At 71.6% G+C, this 17,272-nt stretch carries 16 protein-coding genes; 5 read left to right on the plus strand and 11 right to left on the minus strand.

Features of this window, described 5'->3' with window-relative positions:
• The 4 genes from PROKR_RS16890 to PROKR_RS16905 form a co-directional block, all read right to left on the minus strand.
• On the minus strand, positions 1 to 240 hold a 240-nt coding region (locus PROKR_RS16890), incomplete at its 3' end, for a DUF4031 domain-containing protein (RefSeq protein WP_036964903.1).
• Positions 241 to 259: 19 nt separating this feature from the next.
• Positions 260 to 730 carry a GNAT family N-acetyltransferase gene (locus PROKR_RS16895; protein WP_036964904.1) on the minus strand — a complete coding sequence of 157 codons (471 nt, stop codon included), beginning with the start codon at positions 728 to 730 and terminating at the stop codon, positions 260 to 262.
• Complete coding sequence (locus tag PROKR_RS16900) at positions 727 to 1,392, minus strand: NADPH-dependent F420 reductase (RefSeq protein ID WP_036964906.1); 666 nt, start codon at positions 1,390 to 1,392, stop codon at positions 727 to 729. The genes PROKR_RS16895 and PROKR_RS16900 overlap by 4 nt, the downstream gene beginning before the upstream one ends.
• Positions 1,389 to 2,483 (minus strand): LLM class flavin-dependent oxidoreductase, encoded by a 1,095-nt coding sequence (locus PROKR_RS16905; RefSeq protein ID WP_211240165.1) that lies wholly within the window; start codon positions 2,481 to 2,483, stop codon positions 1,389 to 1,391. Before PROKR_RS16905 ends, PROKR_RS16900 begins: the two co-directional genes overlap by 4 nt.
• A 65-nt stretch (positions 2,484 to 2,548) precedes the next feature.
• Between PROKR_RS16905 and PROKR_RS16910 the strand changes: the two genes are divergently transcribed.
• Positions 2,549 to 3,055, plus strand: coding sequence for a MarR family winged helix-turn-helix transcriptional regulator (locus PROKR_RS16910; protein ID WP_036964908.1), 507 nt, complete (start codon positions 2,549 to 2,551; stop codon positions 3,053 to 3,055).
• On the opposite strand, the gene PROKR_RS16915 is transcribed toward PROKR_RS16910, so the two are convergent.
• From PROKR_RS16915 to PROKR_RS16925, 3 genes are read right to left on the minus strand one after another with little or no spacing between them, the layout of a single operon-like run.
• Positions 3,052 to 4,281, minus strand: a complete 1,230-nt coding sequence (locus PROKR_RS16915) for an acetate/propionate family kinase (protein WP_036964910.1) — start codon at positions 4,279 to 4,281, stop codon at positions 3,052 to 3,054. The genes PROKR_RS16910 and PROKR_RS16915 overlap by 4 nt on opposite strands.
• Positions 4,278 to 6,380 carry a phosphate acetyltransferase gene (gene pta / locus PROKR_RS16920; protein ID WP_036964996.1) on the minus strand — a complete coding sequence of 701 codons (2,103 nt, stop codon included), beginning with the start codon at positions 6,378 to 6,380 and terminating at the stop codon, positions 4,278 to 4,280. Before pta ends, PROKR_RS16915 begins: the two co-directional genes overlap by 4 nt.
• 34 nt (positions 6,381 to 6,414) lie before the next feature.
• On the minus strand, positions 6,415 to 8,904 hold the full coding sequence (locus tag PROKR_RS16925) for a phosphoketolase family protein (RefSeq protein ID WP_036964911.1): 2,490 nt from the start codon (positions 8,902 to 8,904) through the stop codon (positions 6,415 to 6,417).
• A 198-nt stretch (positions 8,905 to 9,102) separates the two neighbouring features.
• On the opposite strand from PROKR_RS16925, the gene PROKR_RS16930 reads away from it, so the two are divergent.
• Positions 9,103 to 10,005, plus strand: a complete 903-nt coding sequence (locus PROKR_RS16930) for an SURF1 family protein (RefSeq protein WP_245605860.1) — start codon at positions 9,103 to 9,105, stop codon at positions 10,003 to 10,005.
• A gap of 79 nt (positions 10,006 to 10,084) precedes the next feature.
• Here the strand turns inward: PROKR_RS16930 and PROKR_RS16935 are convergent, their stop codons facing one another.
• The 3 genes from PROKR_RS16935 to PROKR_RS16945 form a co-directional block, all read right to left on the minus strand.
• Positions 10,085 to 11,251 (minus strand): MalY/PatB family protein, encoded by a 1,167-nt coding sequence (locus PROKR_RS16935; protein WP_036964913.1) that lies wholly within the window; start codon positions 11,249 to 11,251, stop codon positions 10,085 to 10,087.
• Positions 11,252 to 11,343: 92 nt separating this feature from the next.
• Complete coding sequence (locus tag PROKR_RS16940; RefSeq protein ID WP_036964914.1) at positions 11,344 to 12,027, minus strand: YceI family protein; 684 nt, start codon at positions 12,025 to 12,027, stop codon at positions 11,344 to 11,346.
• A 24-nt stretch (positions 12,028 to 12,051) separates the two neighbouring features.
• On the minus strand, positions 12,052 to 12,465 hold the full coding sequence (locus PROKR_RS16945; RefSeq protein WP_036964916.1) for a DUF3817 domain-containing protein: 414 nt from the start codon (positions 12,463 to 12,465) through the stop codon (positions 12,052 to 12,054).
• Between the two features lie 55 nt (positions 12,466 to 12,520).
• Here PROKR_RS16945 and PROKR_RS16950 point away from each other — a divergent pair, with 55 nt between their 5' ends.
• On the plus strand, positions 12,521 to 14,380 hold the full coding sequence (locus PROKR_RS16950) for an ABC transporter ATP-binding protein (protein ID WP_036964917.1): 1,860 nt from the start codon (positions 12,521 to 12,523) through the stop codon (positions 14,378 to 14,380).
• The gene (locus PROKR_RS16955) at positions 14,377 to 16,122 is read left to right on the plus strand and encodes an ABC transporter ATP-binding protein (protein ID WP_036964920.1); all 1,746 of its coding nucleotides are present in this window, start codon (positions 14,377 to 14,379) and stop codon (positions 16,120 to 16,122) included. The genes PROKR_RS16950 and PROKR_RS16955 overlap by 4 nt, the downstream gene beginning before the upstream one ends.
• A gap of 85 nt (positions 16,123 to 16,207) precedes the next feature.
• On the opposite strand, the gene PROKR_RS16960 is transcribed toward PROKR_RS16955, so the two are convergent.
• The gene (locus PROKR_RS16960; RefSeq protein ID WP_036964921.1) at positions 16,208 to 16,984 is read right to left on the minus strand and encodes an IclR family transcriptional regulator; all 777 of its coding nucleotides are present in this window, start codon (positions 16,982 to 16,984) and stop codon (positions 16,208 to 16,210) included.
• Positions 16,985 to 17,052: 68 nt separating this feature from the next.
• On the opposite strand from PROKR_RS16960, the gene PROKR_RS16965 reads away from it, so the two are divergent.
• A partial coding sequence (locus PROKR_RS16965; protein ID WP_036964922.1) for a 2-dehydro-3-deoxygalactonokinase occupies positions 17,053 to 17,272 on the plus strand: 220 nt, incomplete at its 3' end.

The following is a 17,272-nucleotide window of genomic DNA, read 5'->3' on the forward strand; positions in this document are numbered from 1 at the left end:
CAGGCCCGAGCCGGCCAGTCGGCGGGCCAGGTCGCCGCCGTCGACGGGCACGGCGCCCGCCGCGACCAGGTCGTCATACCGCTCGGCGGGGACGTCGTAGTGGTCGAGGTCGAGGGCGCGGTCGGGCACGCCGGCGGCCCGGGCGAAGAGGCGGAGCTCCTGGAGTGACCTGTCGGAGACCAGGTGGGAGAAGAGCGTCCCGTGCGCGGGCCAGGCCGGCGGGTCGATGAAGAGGGTCACGGGGTGAGGCTAGCGCGCCCTACTCGCCTGCCCGGTCCGCCCGGTCCGCCTGCCGAGCCTCCCTGGCCGCCGCGCGCTGTTCCTTCACCGCCTGGGTGACCTGCGCGATGTCGTCCTTGGCCGGCTGGCGGATCGCCCCGCCCGCCGCCACGTACTCATCCCCGTGCTTCGCCAGGTGCGCCGCGAACAGCGGGCACACCGGGACGACCACGATGTTCTTGCGGATGCTGTCGGCGAGGGCCTCGCGCACCAGGATGCCCGCGAGGCCGCGACCGCCGTACTCCTCGTCGACCTCGGTGTGGAAGAAGATCCGGTCGCCGCCTCCGGTGACGCCGCCATCATCACCAGAAGCCCCGGAACCACTCGCGGCCCCGTCCACGAAGTCCGCTCTCCCGACCACGGGCGAGCCGTCCACCTGCACGGCATACGCCCCGATCGGGCGACCCGTGTTCAGCGTGACGGTGACGGGCGCACCGGTCCTGTCCTTCATGAGACCTCCAGAACGGTCGTGGGCGCGGGGGTACCGGTCAGCGTACGCAGTTCGTCGAGGCCCACGTTCGCGCCGAACGCCGGGGTGCCGGGCTCGAGCCGGACACCTTCGGCGAGGTCGCCGATCACCAACGGGTCGAACCCGAGAGCGTCGACCACTTCAGCGACGACGGAGAGGTCGTCGGGGGAGTCCCCGGCCAGCGCGATCGCCTTGCGCCCGACGGCGCCCGCGGGGCGGGCACCGTCCTCGAGGTCGTGGTAGCCCATGTGGTTGAAGGCCTTCACGACGCGCGCGCCCGGCAGCAGCCGCGCCACGAACTCGCTCGACGAGAGGTCACCCGGGACGATCCCCTCGCGCGGGCCGTCGATCTCCCACCAGTGGTTCATGGCGTCGACGACGAGCCGGCCCGCCAGCTCCGCGACCGGCAGCCCCTGATGCTTGCCGAGCGGCAGTGCGAGGACGACGACGTCGGCGGACGCCGCCTCGGCGGGCCACACCGCCGTCGCGCCAGGGGTGAGCACCTCGATGGTCAGTGCGATCTTCTCCGGATCGCCCGACCCCGCGATCAGCACGCGGTAGCCGGCGGCGACAGCCAGCCGTGCCAGGACGGTGCCGACCTTGCCGGCGCCGAGGATCCCGATGGTCGTCCTGGTCGGGTTCAAAGTGCCGCCCCGACCGTGCTGGGCTGCTCGGCGAGCAGCTCGCGCACTCGCGGGATGACCTGGGTGCCGTACAGCTCGACCGAGCGCAGCCGCGCGTCGGCCGACACCGCGCCGGCTGAGGAGTAGATCATGTCGAACCGGCCGACGTCGAGGACGCGGATCGCCCGCGCCATCTTCCGCGCGACCGTGTCCACCGACCCGACGTACAGCGAGCCCTGCTCGACGTCGGCCTCGAACTCGTCCCGGCGCAGGGGCGGCCAGCCGCGCAGCGCGCCGATGCGGTCGCGGATCTCGCGGTAACCCGGGTAGAACAGCTCCTTCGCCTCCTCGTCGGTCGCGGCGACGAAGCCCGGCGAGTGCATGCCCACGGGCCCAGGCGTGGTGCCGAGCTTCTCGTGCGCCCGTCGGTAGAGCTCCACGTACTGCGCGAACCGGTCGGGCGGGCCGCCGATGATGGCGAGCATGAGACCGAACCCGTAGTAGGCGGTGCGGAGCACCGACTGCGGAGTACCGCCCACGCCGACCCAGGTCTTCAGCCGCCCGGACTCGGTCTTCGGGAAGACGTCGGCCTCGTGGAGCGAGGCGCGCATGGTGCCCTCCCACGTGACCGGCTTCTCGTCGAGGAGGTGGCTGAAGAGGTCGATCTTCTCCTCGAACAGCGAGTCGTAGTCCTTCAGGTCGTACCCGAACAGCGGGAACGACTCCGTGAAGGAACCGCGGCCGAGGATCACCTCGGCGCGCCCGTTCGAGAGCGCGTCGACGGTCGCGAACCGCTGGAAGACCCGGACCGGGTCGTCCGACGACAGCACCGTCACGCCCGACGCGAGCTTGATGCGCTTCGTCGCCGTCGCGATGCCGGCCAGCACGGTCTCCGGGCTCGAGATCGCGTACTCCGGGCGGTGGTGCTCGCCCAGCGCGATGACGTCGATGCCCACCTGGTCCGCGAGGACCGCCTCGGCCACGACGGCCCGGATCGCCTCCGGGTGCGAGACGACGTCGCCGTCCGCGTTGCGCGGCAGGTCGCCGAAGCTGTCGATACCGAACTCGATCTGCGAGACATCCACCATGACCAGCCCCTTCCGGGTGCCCATTTGATTGACACGTGAATCATCGCTCCATATAGTTCACATGTCAATAACCCACGGAGGAGGGGACGATGGCGACGTCGAAGCGCCGGAGCATGCCTACGCGACGTGAGCTCGCGATCTGGCGGGGGTACATCGAGACCTACGACATCCTCCGCAACCGGCTCGAGGCGCGCCTGCACCAGGACTCGGAGCTCTCCAACGGCGACTACCGGGTGCTGCTGGCGCTCAGCGAGGCGGAGGAGCACACGCTCCGCTCGTCCGCCCTGGCCGCGCACATCGAGTGGGAGCGCAGCAGGCTCTCCGGTCACCTGGGCCGGATGGAGAAGCGCGGGCTGGTGCGGCGCGAGCCGTGCGCCGAGGACGCCCGCGGGTCGCAGGTGGTGCTCACCGACGAGGGGGCGCGTGCGTTCCGCGCGAGCACCGTGCCGCACCTGCAGGCGATCAAGGAGACCTTCCTCGACGCGTTCACGGACGAGCAGCTCGACGTGCTGGGCGAGGCGACGACGGCGTTGCGCGCGCACCTCGGGCTTCCCCCGGTCACTGCTGCCGGGGGAAGCCCGAGGGTTGAGGCTTAGCCGGCCGCGACGAGCGCGGCGGCCTGCCGGGCGATAGCCAGCTCCTCGTTGGTGGGAACCACCATGACGAGGGGGGTCTCGACCGGCTCGACCTGCGGTCTGACCGAGATCACCCGCGCCTCGCCCGACGCCGCCTCGTTGGTCGCAGGGTCGATCGTGAGCCCCAGGAACTTGAGCTCCCGCACGACACCCGACCGGACGGTGTGGTCGTTCTCGCCCACACCGGCGGTGAACGTCAGCACGTCGATGCCGCCGAGCACCGCCGCGTACGCGCCCACGTACTTGCGCAGCCGGTGCAGGTAGACGTCCCGGGCCAGACGCGCATCGGCGTCGCCGTCGGCCACGAGGCGGCGCAGCTCCCGCATGTCGCTCACCCCGGACAGCCCGAGGACGCCAGACTGCTTGTTGAACAGGGTGTCGACGTCCTCCCCGGACATCCCGCCGCGCATGAGGTGGAAGACGACGCCCGGGTCGATGTCGCCCGAGCGCGTGCCCATGACCAGCCCTTCCAGCGGCGTCAGGCCCATCGAGGTGTCCATGGGCCGCCCGCCCAGGATGGCCGACGCCGACGCGCCGTTACCCAGGTGCAGCACCACCTGCCGCAGCGTCTCCGGCCCGCGGCCCTCAGCCGCCAGCTTCGCGACGACGGCGGGATGCGCGGCCACGGCGTCCGACACGAACTGGTGCGACGTGCCGTGGAAGCCGTACCGCCGCACACCGTGCTCGGCGGCGACCTTGCGGTCCAGGGCGTACGTCGACGCGGCGGCCGGCAGGTCCGCGAAGAACGCCGTGTCGAACACCGCCACGTGCGGCACGTCCAGGAACTCGCGGGCCACCTCGATACCCGTCAGGTTCGCCGGGTTGTGCAGCGGCGCCAGGGGGATCAGGTCGCGGATCGCGGCCACGACGTCGTCGTCCACCAGGGTGGGGGCCGAGAACACGTCGCCGCCGTGCACCACCCGGTGGCCCACGGCAGTGATGCCCGCCTCCGCGAGCGGCATCCCGGCTTCCGTGAAGAGGCGGCCCAGGATCGCCAGCGCCTCGCGGTAGTCCGGGACGGGCAGCTCCCGCTCCAGCTTCTCGCCGTTCGCCTTCTGGGTGACCGAACCGCCCTCCTGGCCGATCCGCTCGACGATGCCCGTGATGATCACCTTGCCCGTGGCCGGGTCGAGCAGCTGGTACTTCAGCGACGACGAGCCGGAGTTCAGGACGAGGACGGTGCTCATGCGGACTCCTTGGTCTGCGCCTGGATGGCCGTGATCGCCACGGTGTTGACGATGTCCTGCACCAGCGCCCCGCGCGACAGGTCGTTGACCGGCTTGTTCAGACCCTGCAGCACCGGGCCCACCGCCACGGCACCGGCCGAGCGCTGCACCGCCTTGTACGTGTTGTTGCCCGTGTTCAGGTCGGGGAAGACGAACACCGTGGCGCGCCCGGCGACGTCGGACCCGGGCAGCTTGGACGCCGCGACCGAGGCGTCCACGGCGGCGTCGTACTGGATGGGACCCTCGACGTCGAGCTCCGGGGTGCGCTCGCGGACCAGGCCCGTGGCGGTGCGCACCTTGTCGACGTCGGCGCCCGTGCCTGACTCGCCCGTCGAGTAGGACAGCATCGCGATGCGCGGTTCGACGCCGAACTGACGGGCCGTCGCCGCGGATGACACGGCGATGTCGGCGAGCTCCTCCGACGTCGGGTCCGGGATGACGGCGCAGTCGCCGTACACGAGCACCCGGTCCTCCAGGCACATCAGGAACACCGACGAGACCGACGACGTGCCGGGCCTCGTCTTGATGATCTCGAACGACGGCCGGATGGTGTGCGCCGTCGAGTGGGCGGCGCCGGAGACCATGCCGTCGGCGAGGCCGAGGTGCACCATCATCGTGCCGAAGTAGGAGACGTCGGTGACGATCTCGCGTGCCCGCTCGGCCGTCATGCCCTTGTGGGCGCGCAGCCGGGCGTACTCGGTGGCGAACTTCTCGACGTACTCGGGGTCGTGCGGCGACAGCACCCGCGCGGCCTCGATGTCGAGACCCAGCTCGGCGGCGCGGGCGCGGATCGGCTCCTCGTCGCCGAGGATCGTGAGGTCCGCGATCTGGCGGGCGAGCACCGTCGACGCCGCGCGCAGGATCCGGTCGTCCGAGCCCTCGGGAAGCACGATGTGCCGCCGGTCGGCGCGCGCTCGCTCGATGAGCTGGTACTGGAACATGAGCGGCGTGACCACCTCCGGCCGCGGCAGGTCGAGCCGCGCGGCGAGCGCGGCCGAGTCGACGTTGCGCTCGAACAGGGCGCGCGCCGTCTCGACCTTGCGCACCGAGCGCTTGTCCACGCGCCCGCGGGTGGTCGCCGCCGCGCGGGCCGTACGGTAGGTGCCCAGCTCCGTCGTGATGATCGGCAGCTTGGGGCGCATGGCCTCCAGGAGCTGCGCGGGCCGACCCTGCGGGTAGAACCCGCCGTTCAGGATGATCCCGGCCAGCGAGGGGAACGACGGCGTCATGTGCGTCGCGAGCAGGCCGATGAGCAGGTCGGTGCGGTCGCCCGGCGTGATGACCACGCCGCCGTCGGTCAGCCGCTCCAGGAGGTGCTCGAAGCTCATGGCCCCCACCTGCACGTCCAGCGCCTCGCGTCCGAGCAGCTCGGGGTCGCCGAGGACGAGCGTGCCGTCGACCGCTTCCAGGAGCTGGCCCACAGTCGGGGCCTGGAGGAACGGCTCCTCGGGGATGGTCCACACGGGCAGGTCGGGCTGCGCCTCGGCCAGCACGCTCCGCACCTCCCGGGCGCTGTGCGTGTCCGCGCGGTTGACCACCAGGCCGATCGCCTGCGCGTGGTGCGCGGCCAGCTCGGCCACGCTCACGTCGACCAGCGCGCGCACGCCGTCCGGGGTGCGCTCCCGGCCCGCGACGACCAGCAGCACCGGCGCGCCCAGGTTCGCGGCGATGCGCGCGTTGAACGACAGCTCGGTGGGCCCGGCGACGTCGGTGTAGTCCGTGCCGAGGATCACCACCGAGTCGCAGCGGGCCGCGAGGTCGTGGTACCGGGCCACGATGCGGCTCAGCGCGTCCTCGGGGTCGGTGTGCAGGTCGGCGTAGGTCACGCCCACCGCGTCGTCGTAGGAGATGTCGACGCCGTCGTGCTCCAGGAGGAGCTCCAGGACGTGGTCGCGCTCGCCCGCGGAGTCCTCGGTCTCGCTCGCGCGCGAGACGGGCCGGTAGACCCCGACCCGCTGGCCCTTGCGGACCAGCAGGTCGAGGACGCCGAGCGCGACCGTCGACTTTCCGCTCTCGCCCTCCGGGCTCGCGATGACGATGCTGCGGGTTGCGCCGGTCACGTGTCGCTCCGTGTTCACTTCGTGGGATTTGCTGCTACTCGTTGTCTCCACCGGTGCCGAGCGTAGCGTCTACCTGGCCGTTGTCGGACTGGTCCTGGGCGTCCGGCCACACCCAGTCGCGTACCTCGGGGATGTCGTCGCCGTGCTCCCGGGTCCATGCACGCGCACGAAGCCGCGCGTCCTGCATGCGCTGGCGCAGCCCCGCCTGCGCGCTGCCGAGCGACGGCACCCGGTCGATGACATCGATCACAAGGTGGTACCGGTCCAGGTCGTTGAGCATGACCATGTCGAACGGCGTCGTCGTGGTGCCCTCCTCCTTGTACCCGCGCACGTGGATGTTGGGGTGGCCCGCGCGGCGGTACGTGAGGCGGTGGATGAGCCACGGGTAGCCGTGGTACGCGAAGATGATCGGCCGGTCCGTGGTGAACAGGCCGTTGAACTCCGAGTCGGTCAGGCCGTGCGGGTGCTCCTTGGCGTCCTGCAGCCGCATGAGGTCCACGACGTTGACCACGCGCACCTTGAGACCGGGCAGCTCCTGGCGCAGGATGTCGGCCGCGGCGAGCACCTCCAGCGTGGGCACGTCGCCCGCGCAGCCCAGGACGACGTCGGGCTGCTCGCCCGCCACCTCCGTGCCCGCCCACTCCCAGATGCCGAGCCCGCGCGTGCAGTGCTCGATCGCCGTGGTCATGTCCAGGAAGTTCGGCGCGGGCTGCTTGCCGGAGACCACCACGTTGACGTACTGCCGGCTGCGCAGGCAGTGGTCGTAGGTGGACAGCAGCGTGTTGGCGTCCGGCGGGAGGTAGACCCGCACGATCTCCGCCTTCTTGTTGACCACGTGGTCGATGAACCCGGGGTCCTGGTGGCTGAACCCGTTGTGGTCCTGCCGCCAGACATGGCTGGACAGCAGGTAGTTCAGCGACGCGATCGGCCGCCGCCACGGGATGTCGTTGGTGACCTTGAGCCACTTGGCGTGCTGGTTGAACATCGAGTCGATGATGTGGATGAACGCCTCGTAGCTGGTCAGCAGCCCGTGCCGGCCCGTCAGGAGGTAGCCCTCCAGCCAGCCCTGCACCTGGTGCTCGCTCAGCATCTCCATGACGCGACCCACGCGGGCCATGTGCTCGTCCACCTCGGGGCCGATGTACTCGGCGTTCCACTGCTTGTCCGTCACGTCGTACACGGCCTGCAGCCGGTTCGACGCCGTCTCGTCGGGGCCGAAGATACGGAAGTTGTCGGGGTTGAGCCGGATGACGTCGGTGAGCCACTGGCCCAGCACGCGCGGCGCCTCCGACGTCGACCCGCCGGGTACGGGGACGTCCACCGCGTAGTCGCGGAAGTCCGGCAGACGCAGGTCCTTGAGCAGCAGCCCGCCGTTCGCGTGCGGGGTGGCGCTCATCCGCAGCGTGCCGCGCGGCGCCAGGTTGCCGATCTCGGCCAGCACGCGGCCGTCGTCGTCGAACAGCTCCTCGGGCCGGTAGGACCGCAGCCAGGTCTCCAGCACCTGGAGGTGCTCCGGGGTGTCCCGGGCGTTCGCGAGCGGTACCTGGTGCGCGCGCCACGAGCCGGTCGTCTTCTTGCCGTCGATCTCGGCCGGGCCGCTCCACCCCTTGGGCGTGCGGAACACGATCATGGGCCACCGCGGGCGGATCGGGTCGCCGTCGGCCGCGCGCGCCTTGATCGCCGCGATCTCGTCCAGCACCTCGTCGAGCAGCGCCGCGAACCGGCGGTGGGTGTCCAGCGGCGACTCGTTCTCGTCGTAGCCGCCGTCGAAGAAGTACGGCTTGTGGCCGTAACCCACCATGAGGTCGTGCAGCTCCTCCTGCGGGATGCGCGCCAGGACCGTCGGGTTCGCGATCTTGTAGCCGTTCAGGTGCAGGATCGGCAGCACGACGCCGTCCTGGACCGGGTTGACGAACTTGTTCGAGTGCCAGGACGTCGCCAGCGGCCCGGTCTCGGCCTCGCCGTCGCCCACCACCGCCGCCACCAGCAGGTCCGGGTTGTCGAAGGCGGCGCCGTAGGCGTGGCTCAGGGCGTAGCCCAGCTCGCCGCCCTCGTGGATCGACCCCGGCGTCTCCGGCGCGACGTGGCTCGGGATGCCGCCCGGGAACGAGAACTGCCGGAACAGGCGCTTGACGCCCTCCGTGTCCTGCGTGATGTCGCTGTACACCTCGGAGTAGGTGCCGTCCAGGTAGGCGGAGGCCACCAGGCCCGGACCACCGTGGCCCGGCCCCGTCACGTAGACCGTCTGCTGCTCCCGCTCCTTGATGGCGCGGTTCAGGTGCGCGTACAGGAAGTTCAGGCCCGGCGTGGTGCCCCAGTGGCCCAGCAGGCGCGGCTTCACGTGGTCCGCCGTCAGGGGCTCGCGCAGGAGCGGATTGTCCAGGAGGTAGATCTGGCCGACCGAGAGGTAGTTGGCGGCCCGCCACCAGGCGTCGATGCGCTCCAGGTCGGCGGGGGCCAGCTCGGTGACACCGGTCGTGCGCCATCCGGTGGCGGGGGAGTCGGGGACTGTGGTCGTCGTCATCACTCACGCTCCTACTGCGGTCTGCGTGTGAACCCTGCGGTTACGTGTGGATCCGTGCCGGTCTGCTGCCCGTTCATTCGAACGCAGAACCGCCGTACACGCGAGACGACCACGCGGCCCGGGGATCTGTGACGTGTGCGACAGAACCTGCCGGTGACCTGTGCCGCTCACGCGCCGGCGGCGGCTACCGTTGAGGTTATGCCTGTCAGTGCCCCCAGCACACCCCCTTCGAAGGTGATCGACGTCGACACCACCACGCACCGCCGTACCTTTCTCCAGGTCGCCAAGCAGCCCCGGATGATCGGTCTGCTGCTCGTGTTCGTGCTGGCGGCGTTCGTCTGCGGGCGGCTGGGCGCCTGGCAGCTGGACCGCGCCTACGAGCGGGCGGAGCTGGCCGCGCAGCAGGAGGCGGCCGAGGCCGTGGCGGCCGGGCCCGCCTGGCTGGGCGACGTGCTCGCACCGCAGGAGAGCTTCCTCGGCGAGCTGGTCGGCCGCGAGGTCCGCGTCACCGGCGAGTACGACCCGTCCGGCACCCTCCTGGTTCCGGGCCGCGCCCTGGAGGGGCGCGTCGGCTACCTCGTGCTGACCCCCTTCCGCGTGTCCGACGACGGGACCGGCGGCGCGTCCTGGGCCGACCTGTCCGGCCCGCCGGTGCTGGCGCTCGTCCAGGGCTGGGTGGCCGAACCCGCCGACGCCGCGGCGCTGACGCTGCCCTCGGGCGAGGTCACGGTCACGGGCTGGCTCCAGGCGGGCGAGTCGACGTCGGGCAGCGCCGCCGTCGTGGACGGGCAGACCGACCACATCGCCCTGAGCGCGCTCGTCAACGAGTGGGGTGGGCCCATCTACACCGGGTACGCCGTGCTGACGTCCGGACCAGGCTCGCCCGAGGAGGGCGGGGTCGCGGCACTGCCACGTCCCACGATCGACGGCGGCTCCGGGGCCAACCTGCAGAACATCTTCTACGCGCTGCAGTGGTGGCTGTTCGGCGGGTTCGCCGTGCTGCTGTGGCTCCGCCTGGTGCGCGACGAGATGGCGGGCGGACGCCGCGGCGGCGCCCCGACCGACGCCGACACGGGGATCGCGGGGCTGCCCGCGGCGTGACCCTCTCTTTCGAGGCCTAAGTTTCTTCGCTTTCAGCCGCCTAAGAGCGAAGAAACTTAGGCCTCGAAGGAGAAGAGCCTCAGCGGTTGAGCGCCGACACCATCCGGCTCGCCGCCTCCTCGACGAGCGGGCGCGGCATGCCCGCGTTGAACCGCACGAAACCGCGGCCCGCGTCCCCGCACCCGGCCCCGTCGACCAGGACCACGCCCGCGTGCTCCTGGAACCAGGCGGCGGCGCTCGCGGGCTCGCCCGGCAGGTCCAGGCCCCGGCAGTCCAGCCAGGCCAGGTACGTCCCCTCGGGTGCGCGGTAGCCGATCCCGGTCCCGTCGAGCAGCTCGCCGAGCCGTGTGACGTTGCCGCGCACGTAGGCGACGACGTCGTCCAGCCAGTCGCGGCCGTCGTCGTACGCGACCTGGTTGGCCAGGATGCCGAGCGTCGAGGGGCCCTCCTCGACCCGCTCGCCGACCTGGTGCCACCGCCGTGTGTCGGCCTCGTTCGAGAGCACGAGCTGGGCGCACTTCAGGCCCGGCAGGTTCCACGCCTTCGACGCGGACGTGGCGGTGACGGTGTGCCCCGCCGTCGTCTCGTTCAGCGAGGCGTAGGGCACGTGCCGGCGGCCCGGGTGCACCAGCGGGGCGTGGATCTCGTCGGCGAAGACGCGGCCGCCGTGCCGGTCGACGACCTCGGCGATCGCGAGCATCTCGGTGGGCTCCAGCACGCGGCCGATCGGGTTGTGCGGGTTGCACAGGATCATCAGGTGCCCGCCCGCGCCGAACGCGGCGTCCAGCGCGTCGAGGTCATAGCTGTACCGGCCGTCGGCGTCCCGCAGCATCGGGACCTGGATCACCTTGCGGCCCAGCTCGCCCGGCAGGGTGTGGAACGGCATGTACGACGGCGTGGGCACGATCACCGGCGAACCGGGCCGGGAGAAGTGCTTGATGACCTCGGCCAGCGCGGTCAGCACGTCGGAGACGGGCCGGACCCGCGCCGGGTCCACGGACCAGGAGTAGCGGTCGGCCGCGAACCTCGCGTACGCCTCGGACATCCCCGTCACGAGCGCGGGCGGGAGGTAGCCGAGCAGGCCGCGGTCCACGGCGTCGTGCAGCGCGGCGGCGACCGGGGGCGCGACCTGGAAGTCCATCTCCGCGACCCAGGCGCCGATGGTGCCCGGGAAGGCCGTCCACTTGAGGCTGCCGTTCGCGCGCAGGCGGTCGGCGGTGAGGGCGTCGAAAGCGTGGTCGTTCACGCTCGCATTGAATCAGGTACGGGCGCGGGGCCGGTACGGGTGCCCATGCCCGGGATGCCGGACCTCCTGGGGTCGCTCCGGCCCGGCCGCGCTCAGCGGGACAGGGTCAGCTCGGCCTCGACGAATCCCGTGTCCTCGACCGTGACGAAGCCCAGGTCGGGGGCCTCGACGCCGTAGTCCGCGAACGTGACGGGCACGGTCGCCGCGAGCTCGGCGACGACGTCGCCGCCGTCGCCGCCGACCAGGCGGATCTCCAGCCCGGCCGTGACGTCGCGGGTGACGTCCTTGATGGTCATCGAGCCGGGCGCGTCCACGGTGACGGTCTCGCCGTCGGCGACCGCTGCGACGTCCACGGGGTCCGTGAGCTGGAAGGTGGCCGTGGGGAAGGTACGGGTGTCGAGGATGCCCTGGAACTGGCCGTCCCGCGCGGACTCGTCGGTGGTGATGCTCGCCAGGTCGACCTCGACGGTCGCGGCGGTGAGCTCGCCGTCGGCCACCGTGCCGGAACCCGTCACCTCCTCGGTGCGGCCCACGACCGTGACGTCCTGCCCGGACAGCACCTCGTCCACGCGGTAGCCGGCCTCGGAGCCGCCGGCCACGGTCCAGTCGCCGTCGAGGTCCGCGACGTCGGCCGTGGCCGCGGGCGCGGACGAGCCGACGGCGGGCGCCGGGACGTCGTCGCCGGTCTGCATCGAGGCGTAGATGCGGGTGGCGAGGAACCCGAGGGCGGCCAGGACGACGAGCGCGCCCAGCGCGACGGCGATCTTGCGGCCCATGGTGCCTCCGGTCTCAGGAGGGTCTCAGGAGAGGTAGCGCGCCTCGAGCGCGGCGAGCTTCGCCTCGGCCTCGGTGTGCACCTTCTTCTCCAGCACGAACGACATCACGGGGATCACGCCGGCGATCACCATCGTGACGAGGCGGCCGAAGCCCCAGCGCATCTTGGACCACAGGTCGGCCACGGTGACCAGGTACACCACGTAGATCCAGCCGTGCGCGAACGGCACCCAGGCGATGAACGGCATGACGCCGTCGACGTCCACCAGCGCGCCGAGACCGTACTTGATGCCCAGCTCGACGCAGAGGATCAGCAGCATGACACCGGTGACCAGAGCCATGAAACGGTAGCGGGACATGGCACCGCGAGCCTTGCGGATGGCGGTGGCGGCGGCCTCGGTGGAGATCTCGGGCGTGGTCTGCGGGGTGCTCACAAGCATCGAGGATATGCCGTCCACGGGGTGCCGTCCGACGCTGTGGATAAAGCGTGGATGAATGTCAGTGGTGCTCCGTACGGTGGTTGTCGTGCGCTCCCTCCCCTTCGCCGATCCCGGCACCCCGCCGCTGCGCGGTCCGCTCACCCTGCTGCTGTGGCTCGCCCGCAAGCAGCTCCGGGTGCTTCTCGTCGCCATGTTCTTCGGTGTGCTCGGGTTCACCTGCAGCGCCTTCCAGCCGTTCCTGCTGGGAAAGATCATCGACAGCGCCACCGCCTCAGGGCTGAGCCGGGACACGTGGACGTGGGCCGGGATCATGGTCGCCGTCGGCCTCGTCTGGATCGCCTCGAACGCCATCGGCCACCGGTGGGACATCACCGCCTGGATGCACGCGGCGTTCCGAACCTCACAGCTCGTGACGCGCACCGTGGCCCGCTCCGGGCACAACATCACCAAGGAGCTGCCCACCGGCGAGGTCGTGTCGTCGGTCGCGAACGACACCATGCGCATCGGCGAGGTGTTCGCCATCGCCGCGCAGACCATCGGCAGCGTCGCCACCTACGGCATCGTGGTGGTGCTGATGCTCGACCAGTCGCTCCGGCTGGGACTCGTCATCGCACTCGGCCTGCCGGTCGTCGCCGCGATCCTCGCGCTGCTCGTCAAGCCGCTGCAGAAGCACCAGAAGAACCAGCGCGACGCGCAGGGCCGGCTCACCACGCTCGGCGCGGACACCGTCTCCGGCCTGCGCATCCTGCGCGGGATCGGCGGCGAGAAGGTCTTCACCGGCCGCTACCAGGTGCAGTCGCAGAAGGTGCGGGAGGCCGGTGTGGCCGTCGCGGGCACGCAGTCGGTGCTCGACGCGCTGCAGATCCTCCTGCCGGGCCTGTTCATCGCGCTCGTGGTCTACCTCGGCGCGGCCGAGGCCATCGCCGGACGCATCTCCACGGGACAGCTCGTCGCGTTCTACGGGTACGCGTCGTTCCTCTCCTGGCCGGTGCACCTGCTGGTGCAGTCGGTCAACGTCGTCACCAAGGCGCATGTCGCGGCGGGCAAGGTGGTCAAGGTGCTGCAGGTCGTGCCCGCCACCGGCGCCGCGGGGTCCACCGCGCAGATGCCGCCCGCCGGCGTCCCGCTGGTCGACGAGACCACGGGCGTCACGCTGCCACCCGGCCGCGTGGTCGCGCTGGTCAGCGCCGACCCGGACGAGTCGGCGGAGGTCGCGATCCGGATGGGCCGGTTCGACGACGACGCGGAGGCCGGCACCCCGGTCACGCTCGGCGGCATCCGGCTGGCCGACCTCGACAAGCAGGAGCTGCGGGAACGCATCGTGGTCGCGGACGCGACCCCGGCGCTGTTCTCCGGCCGCCTCGCGGGCGAGCTCGACGTGCGCGACTCCGCGAACGCCGAGGCGCTGCTGCGGGCCATGCACATCGCCGACGCCCACGACGTGCTGGAGTCGCTGCCCGACGGCATCGAGGGCGAGATCCCCGAGAAGGGGCGCTCGCTGTCGGGCGGGCAGCGGCAGCGGGTGGCGCTCGCCCGGGCGCTGCTCACCGACCCGGAGATCCTGGTGCTGATCGAGCCGACCTCCGCGGTCGACGCCCACACCGAGGCGCGCATCGCGCAGCGGCTCACCGCGTGGCGTCAGGGCCGGACCACGCTGATCGTCACCGCGAGCCCGCTGGTGCTGGACCACGTGGACGACGTGATCTTCCTGGACGGCGGGACCGTGGTCACCCACGGCACCCACCGCGAGCTGCTCGACCTGCCCACCCAGGCCGAGGGTGGGCGCGAGGCCGCCCGCTACCGCAGGGTCGTGGGCCGCTCGATGGACGACGACGACCTGGACGCCGAGCTCGACGAGCTGTTGCGCGCCACCAACGCAGGGCCCACCAACGCAGGGGAAGGAGGCAAGGCATGAGCACCGGAAAGATCCTGCCGATCGCCGACGCCGCCGAGACCTGGCGCTACACGCGCACGCTGCTCGGCCGGCACCGCAGGCCGCTGATCATCATCACCGTGGCGAACACGGTGGCCGCGGTCGCGGGCCTGGCCGGCCCGTTCGTGCTGGGCAGGCTCGTCGACGCCGTGACCGACGGGGCGACCCTCGAGGTGGCCCGCAACCTGGTGCTCGTGGCCGTTGCGGCGGTCGTGCTCCAGTCGCTGATCACCCGGTTCGCCCAGCGCCGCGCCATGGTGTTCGGCGAGACGGTGTTCGCCGACATGCGCGAGGAGTTCGTCGACACGGTCACGGCCCTGCCGCTGTCCACGGTCGAGACCGCGGGCACCGGTGACCTCATCGCGCGGACCACGCGTGACGTCAGCCGCATCCAGAACGCGGTGCGCTTCGGCGTGCCGCGGCTGGTCATCGCGGTCGTGACGCTCGTGCTGACGTCGGTGGCCAGCCTGGTGGTCTCGCCCCTGGTGGCGATCGCCATGTTCGTCGGCGTGCCCGTGCTGGTCGGCGTCGCCCGCTGGTACCTGAAGCGGGCGACGCCCGCCTACCAGCGGGAGTCCGCGGCGTACGCACTGCTCGACGGCACCGTCACCGAGTCGGTCGAGGGCGCGCGCACCATCGACGCCCTCAAGATCGGCCGACGGCGTACCGACCGCGGCGACGAGGACCTGCACGAGGCGTTCCAGGCCGAGCGCGGCACGCTCAACCTGCGGACCGTGCTGTTCCCCGGAGTGGACTTCGCGTTCATGATCGCGCCGATCTCCGTGCTGGTGTGGGGCTGCTACCTGGCCTCCGAGGGCACGGTGACCATCGGCATGGTCGCGACGATCGTCATGTACACCTACCAGCTCCAGGGCCCGGTCTGGGAGCTCATCTTCTGGCTCGACGAGATCCAGGTGGCCGCGACGTCCCTGTCGCGCATCATCGGCGTGCGGCTCGTGCCGATGGACCGCACGGCGAGCGACGCCGAGCCCGCCGACGAGGAGGTGCGCGGCACCGACGTGCGCTACGCCTACCGCTCGGGAACGGACGTGCTGCACGGCATCGACCTCGACCTCAAGGTGGGGGAGCGGCTGGCGATCGTGGGTCCGTCCGGGTCGGGCAAGTCGACGCTGGGCCGCATGCTGGCCGGTATCCACCCGCCCACGGGCGGCTCGGTGCAGGTGGGCGGCGTGCCGCTGGTCGACCTGCCGCTGGAGGACCTGCGCAAGCACGTGGCGCTCGTGACCCAGGAGCACCACGTGTTCGTGGGGTCGCTGGCGGACAACCTGCGGCTGGCCAAGATCGAGGCCGACGACGCCGAGCTGATGGACGCGCTGCGCGCCGTCGACGCGCACGGCTGGGTGGAGGCGCTGGAGGACGGCCTCGCCACCGAGGTCGGCTCCGGTGGGTACAAGCTCACGCCGGCGCAGGCGCAGCAGATCGCGCTCGCGCGCCTCGTGCTGCTCGACCCGCACACGCTCGTGCTCGACGAGGCGACGTCCTTGCTGGACCCGCGTGCGGCCCGGCACCTGGAGCGCTCGCTCAACGCGGTGCTCGACGGGCGCACGGTCGTGGCGATCGCGCACCGGCTGCACACCGCGCACGACGCCGACCGGGTGGCGGTGCTCGACGGCGGGCGCATCACGGAGATCGGCCCGCACGACGAGCTGGTCGCCGCGGGCGGTGACTACGCCAAGCTCTGGCAGAGCTGGCAGCACGAGTAGCGGAGCTGGTCCGGCGTTCGGCAGTTGGCATCGAGATCGGCACAGCCCTGAGCCGATCTCGATGCCAACTGCCGAATCTGCGTGCCTACTGCCGAGGGCGCCGGCCCAGCCCCGCCGAGATGCGGGCCGCCGCGTCGCGGACGATCGGGGTCAGCGTCTCCAGGCGTTCCGGGGGCATGTAGGGGCGGGTCGCCGTGACGCTGATCGCGGCGACGATCGAGCCCGACGTGTCGCGCACCGGCGCCGCGACGCACAGGATGCCCGGCTCGTTCTCCTCCAGGTCGAAGGTGACGCCCCGGCCGGCCGAAGCCTTCATGACCTGCACGAACTCCTCGGCTGTGAGCACGTCCTGTGCCAGGCCCTGCCCCGTGCCGGCGGGCCGCTCGGCCAGGAACTGCTCGCTCCAGCGGCCCGGCTCGTCGAGCAGCAGCGCCTTGCCGATGCCGGTGCGGGTCAGCGGCATGCGGTGTCCGATCTGCGAGCGCATCACCGCCCCGCGCGTGCCCGGGATCTTGTCGAGGTACAGCACCTGCCCGCGGTCCTCGATGGCGAGGTGCACGGTGTCGTGCACACGCTCGGCCAGGGCCCGCAGCACCGGCGCGGCCACCCCGGTCACGGGGTTCTCCTGCAGCGCCTGGTAGCCGAGCTCGATCAGCGCGGGGCCGAGCGCGTAGGCGCCGTCGTCGAGCTGGCGCAGGTAGCCGGTGGCGAGCAGGAACTGGAGCAGGCGGTGGGTGGTGCTGCGCCCTACCCCGGTCTCCTCCGAGATCTCCCGCAGGCGGGTGCGGCCACGGGAGACGGCGTTCACGACGGCGATGCCCCGCGCGAGGGTCTGCGTGCCCGGGGGAGCGGCGTCGGTCATCGGCCCACCGTATCCCGATAATAGGGATCCGGTTCGAACTATCGGGACCAGCGACTAGCGTCCAGCACATGGCTGACGACGCACCGAGGCGCGACGCCGCGCTGGTGGCCCTCGACTGGGGTTCGACGACGTTCCGGGCCTGGCTCCTGGACGCCACGGGCGCGGTGCTGGACGAGGTCCGGTCGGCGGACGGCGCGCTCACCCTCTCGCAGCGGGCGGACCCGGCCCGGGCGCGGGCCGCCGCGTTCGAGGCGACGTTCGGCCGGCTGTGCCGGCTGTGGCTCGGCG

This window comes from Promicromonospora kroppenstedtii DSM 19349 (genome assembly GCF_000515355.1).
Classification (GTDB): Bacteria; Actinomycetota; Actinomycetes; order Actinomycetales; family Cellulomonadaceae; genus Promicromonospora; species Promicromonospora kroppenstedtii.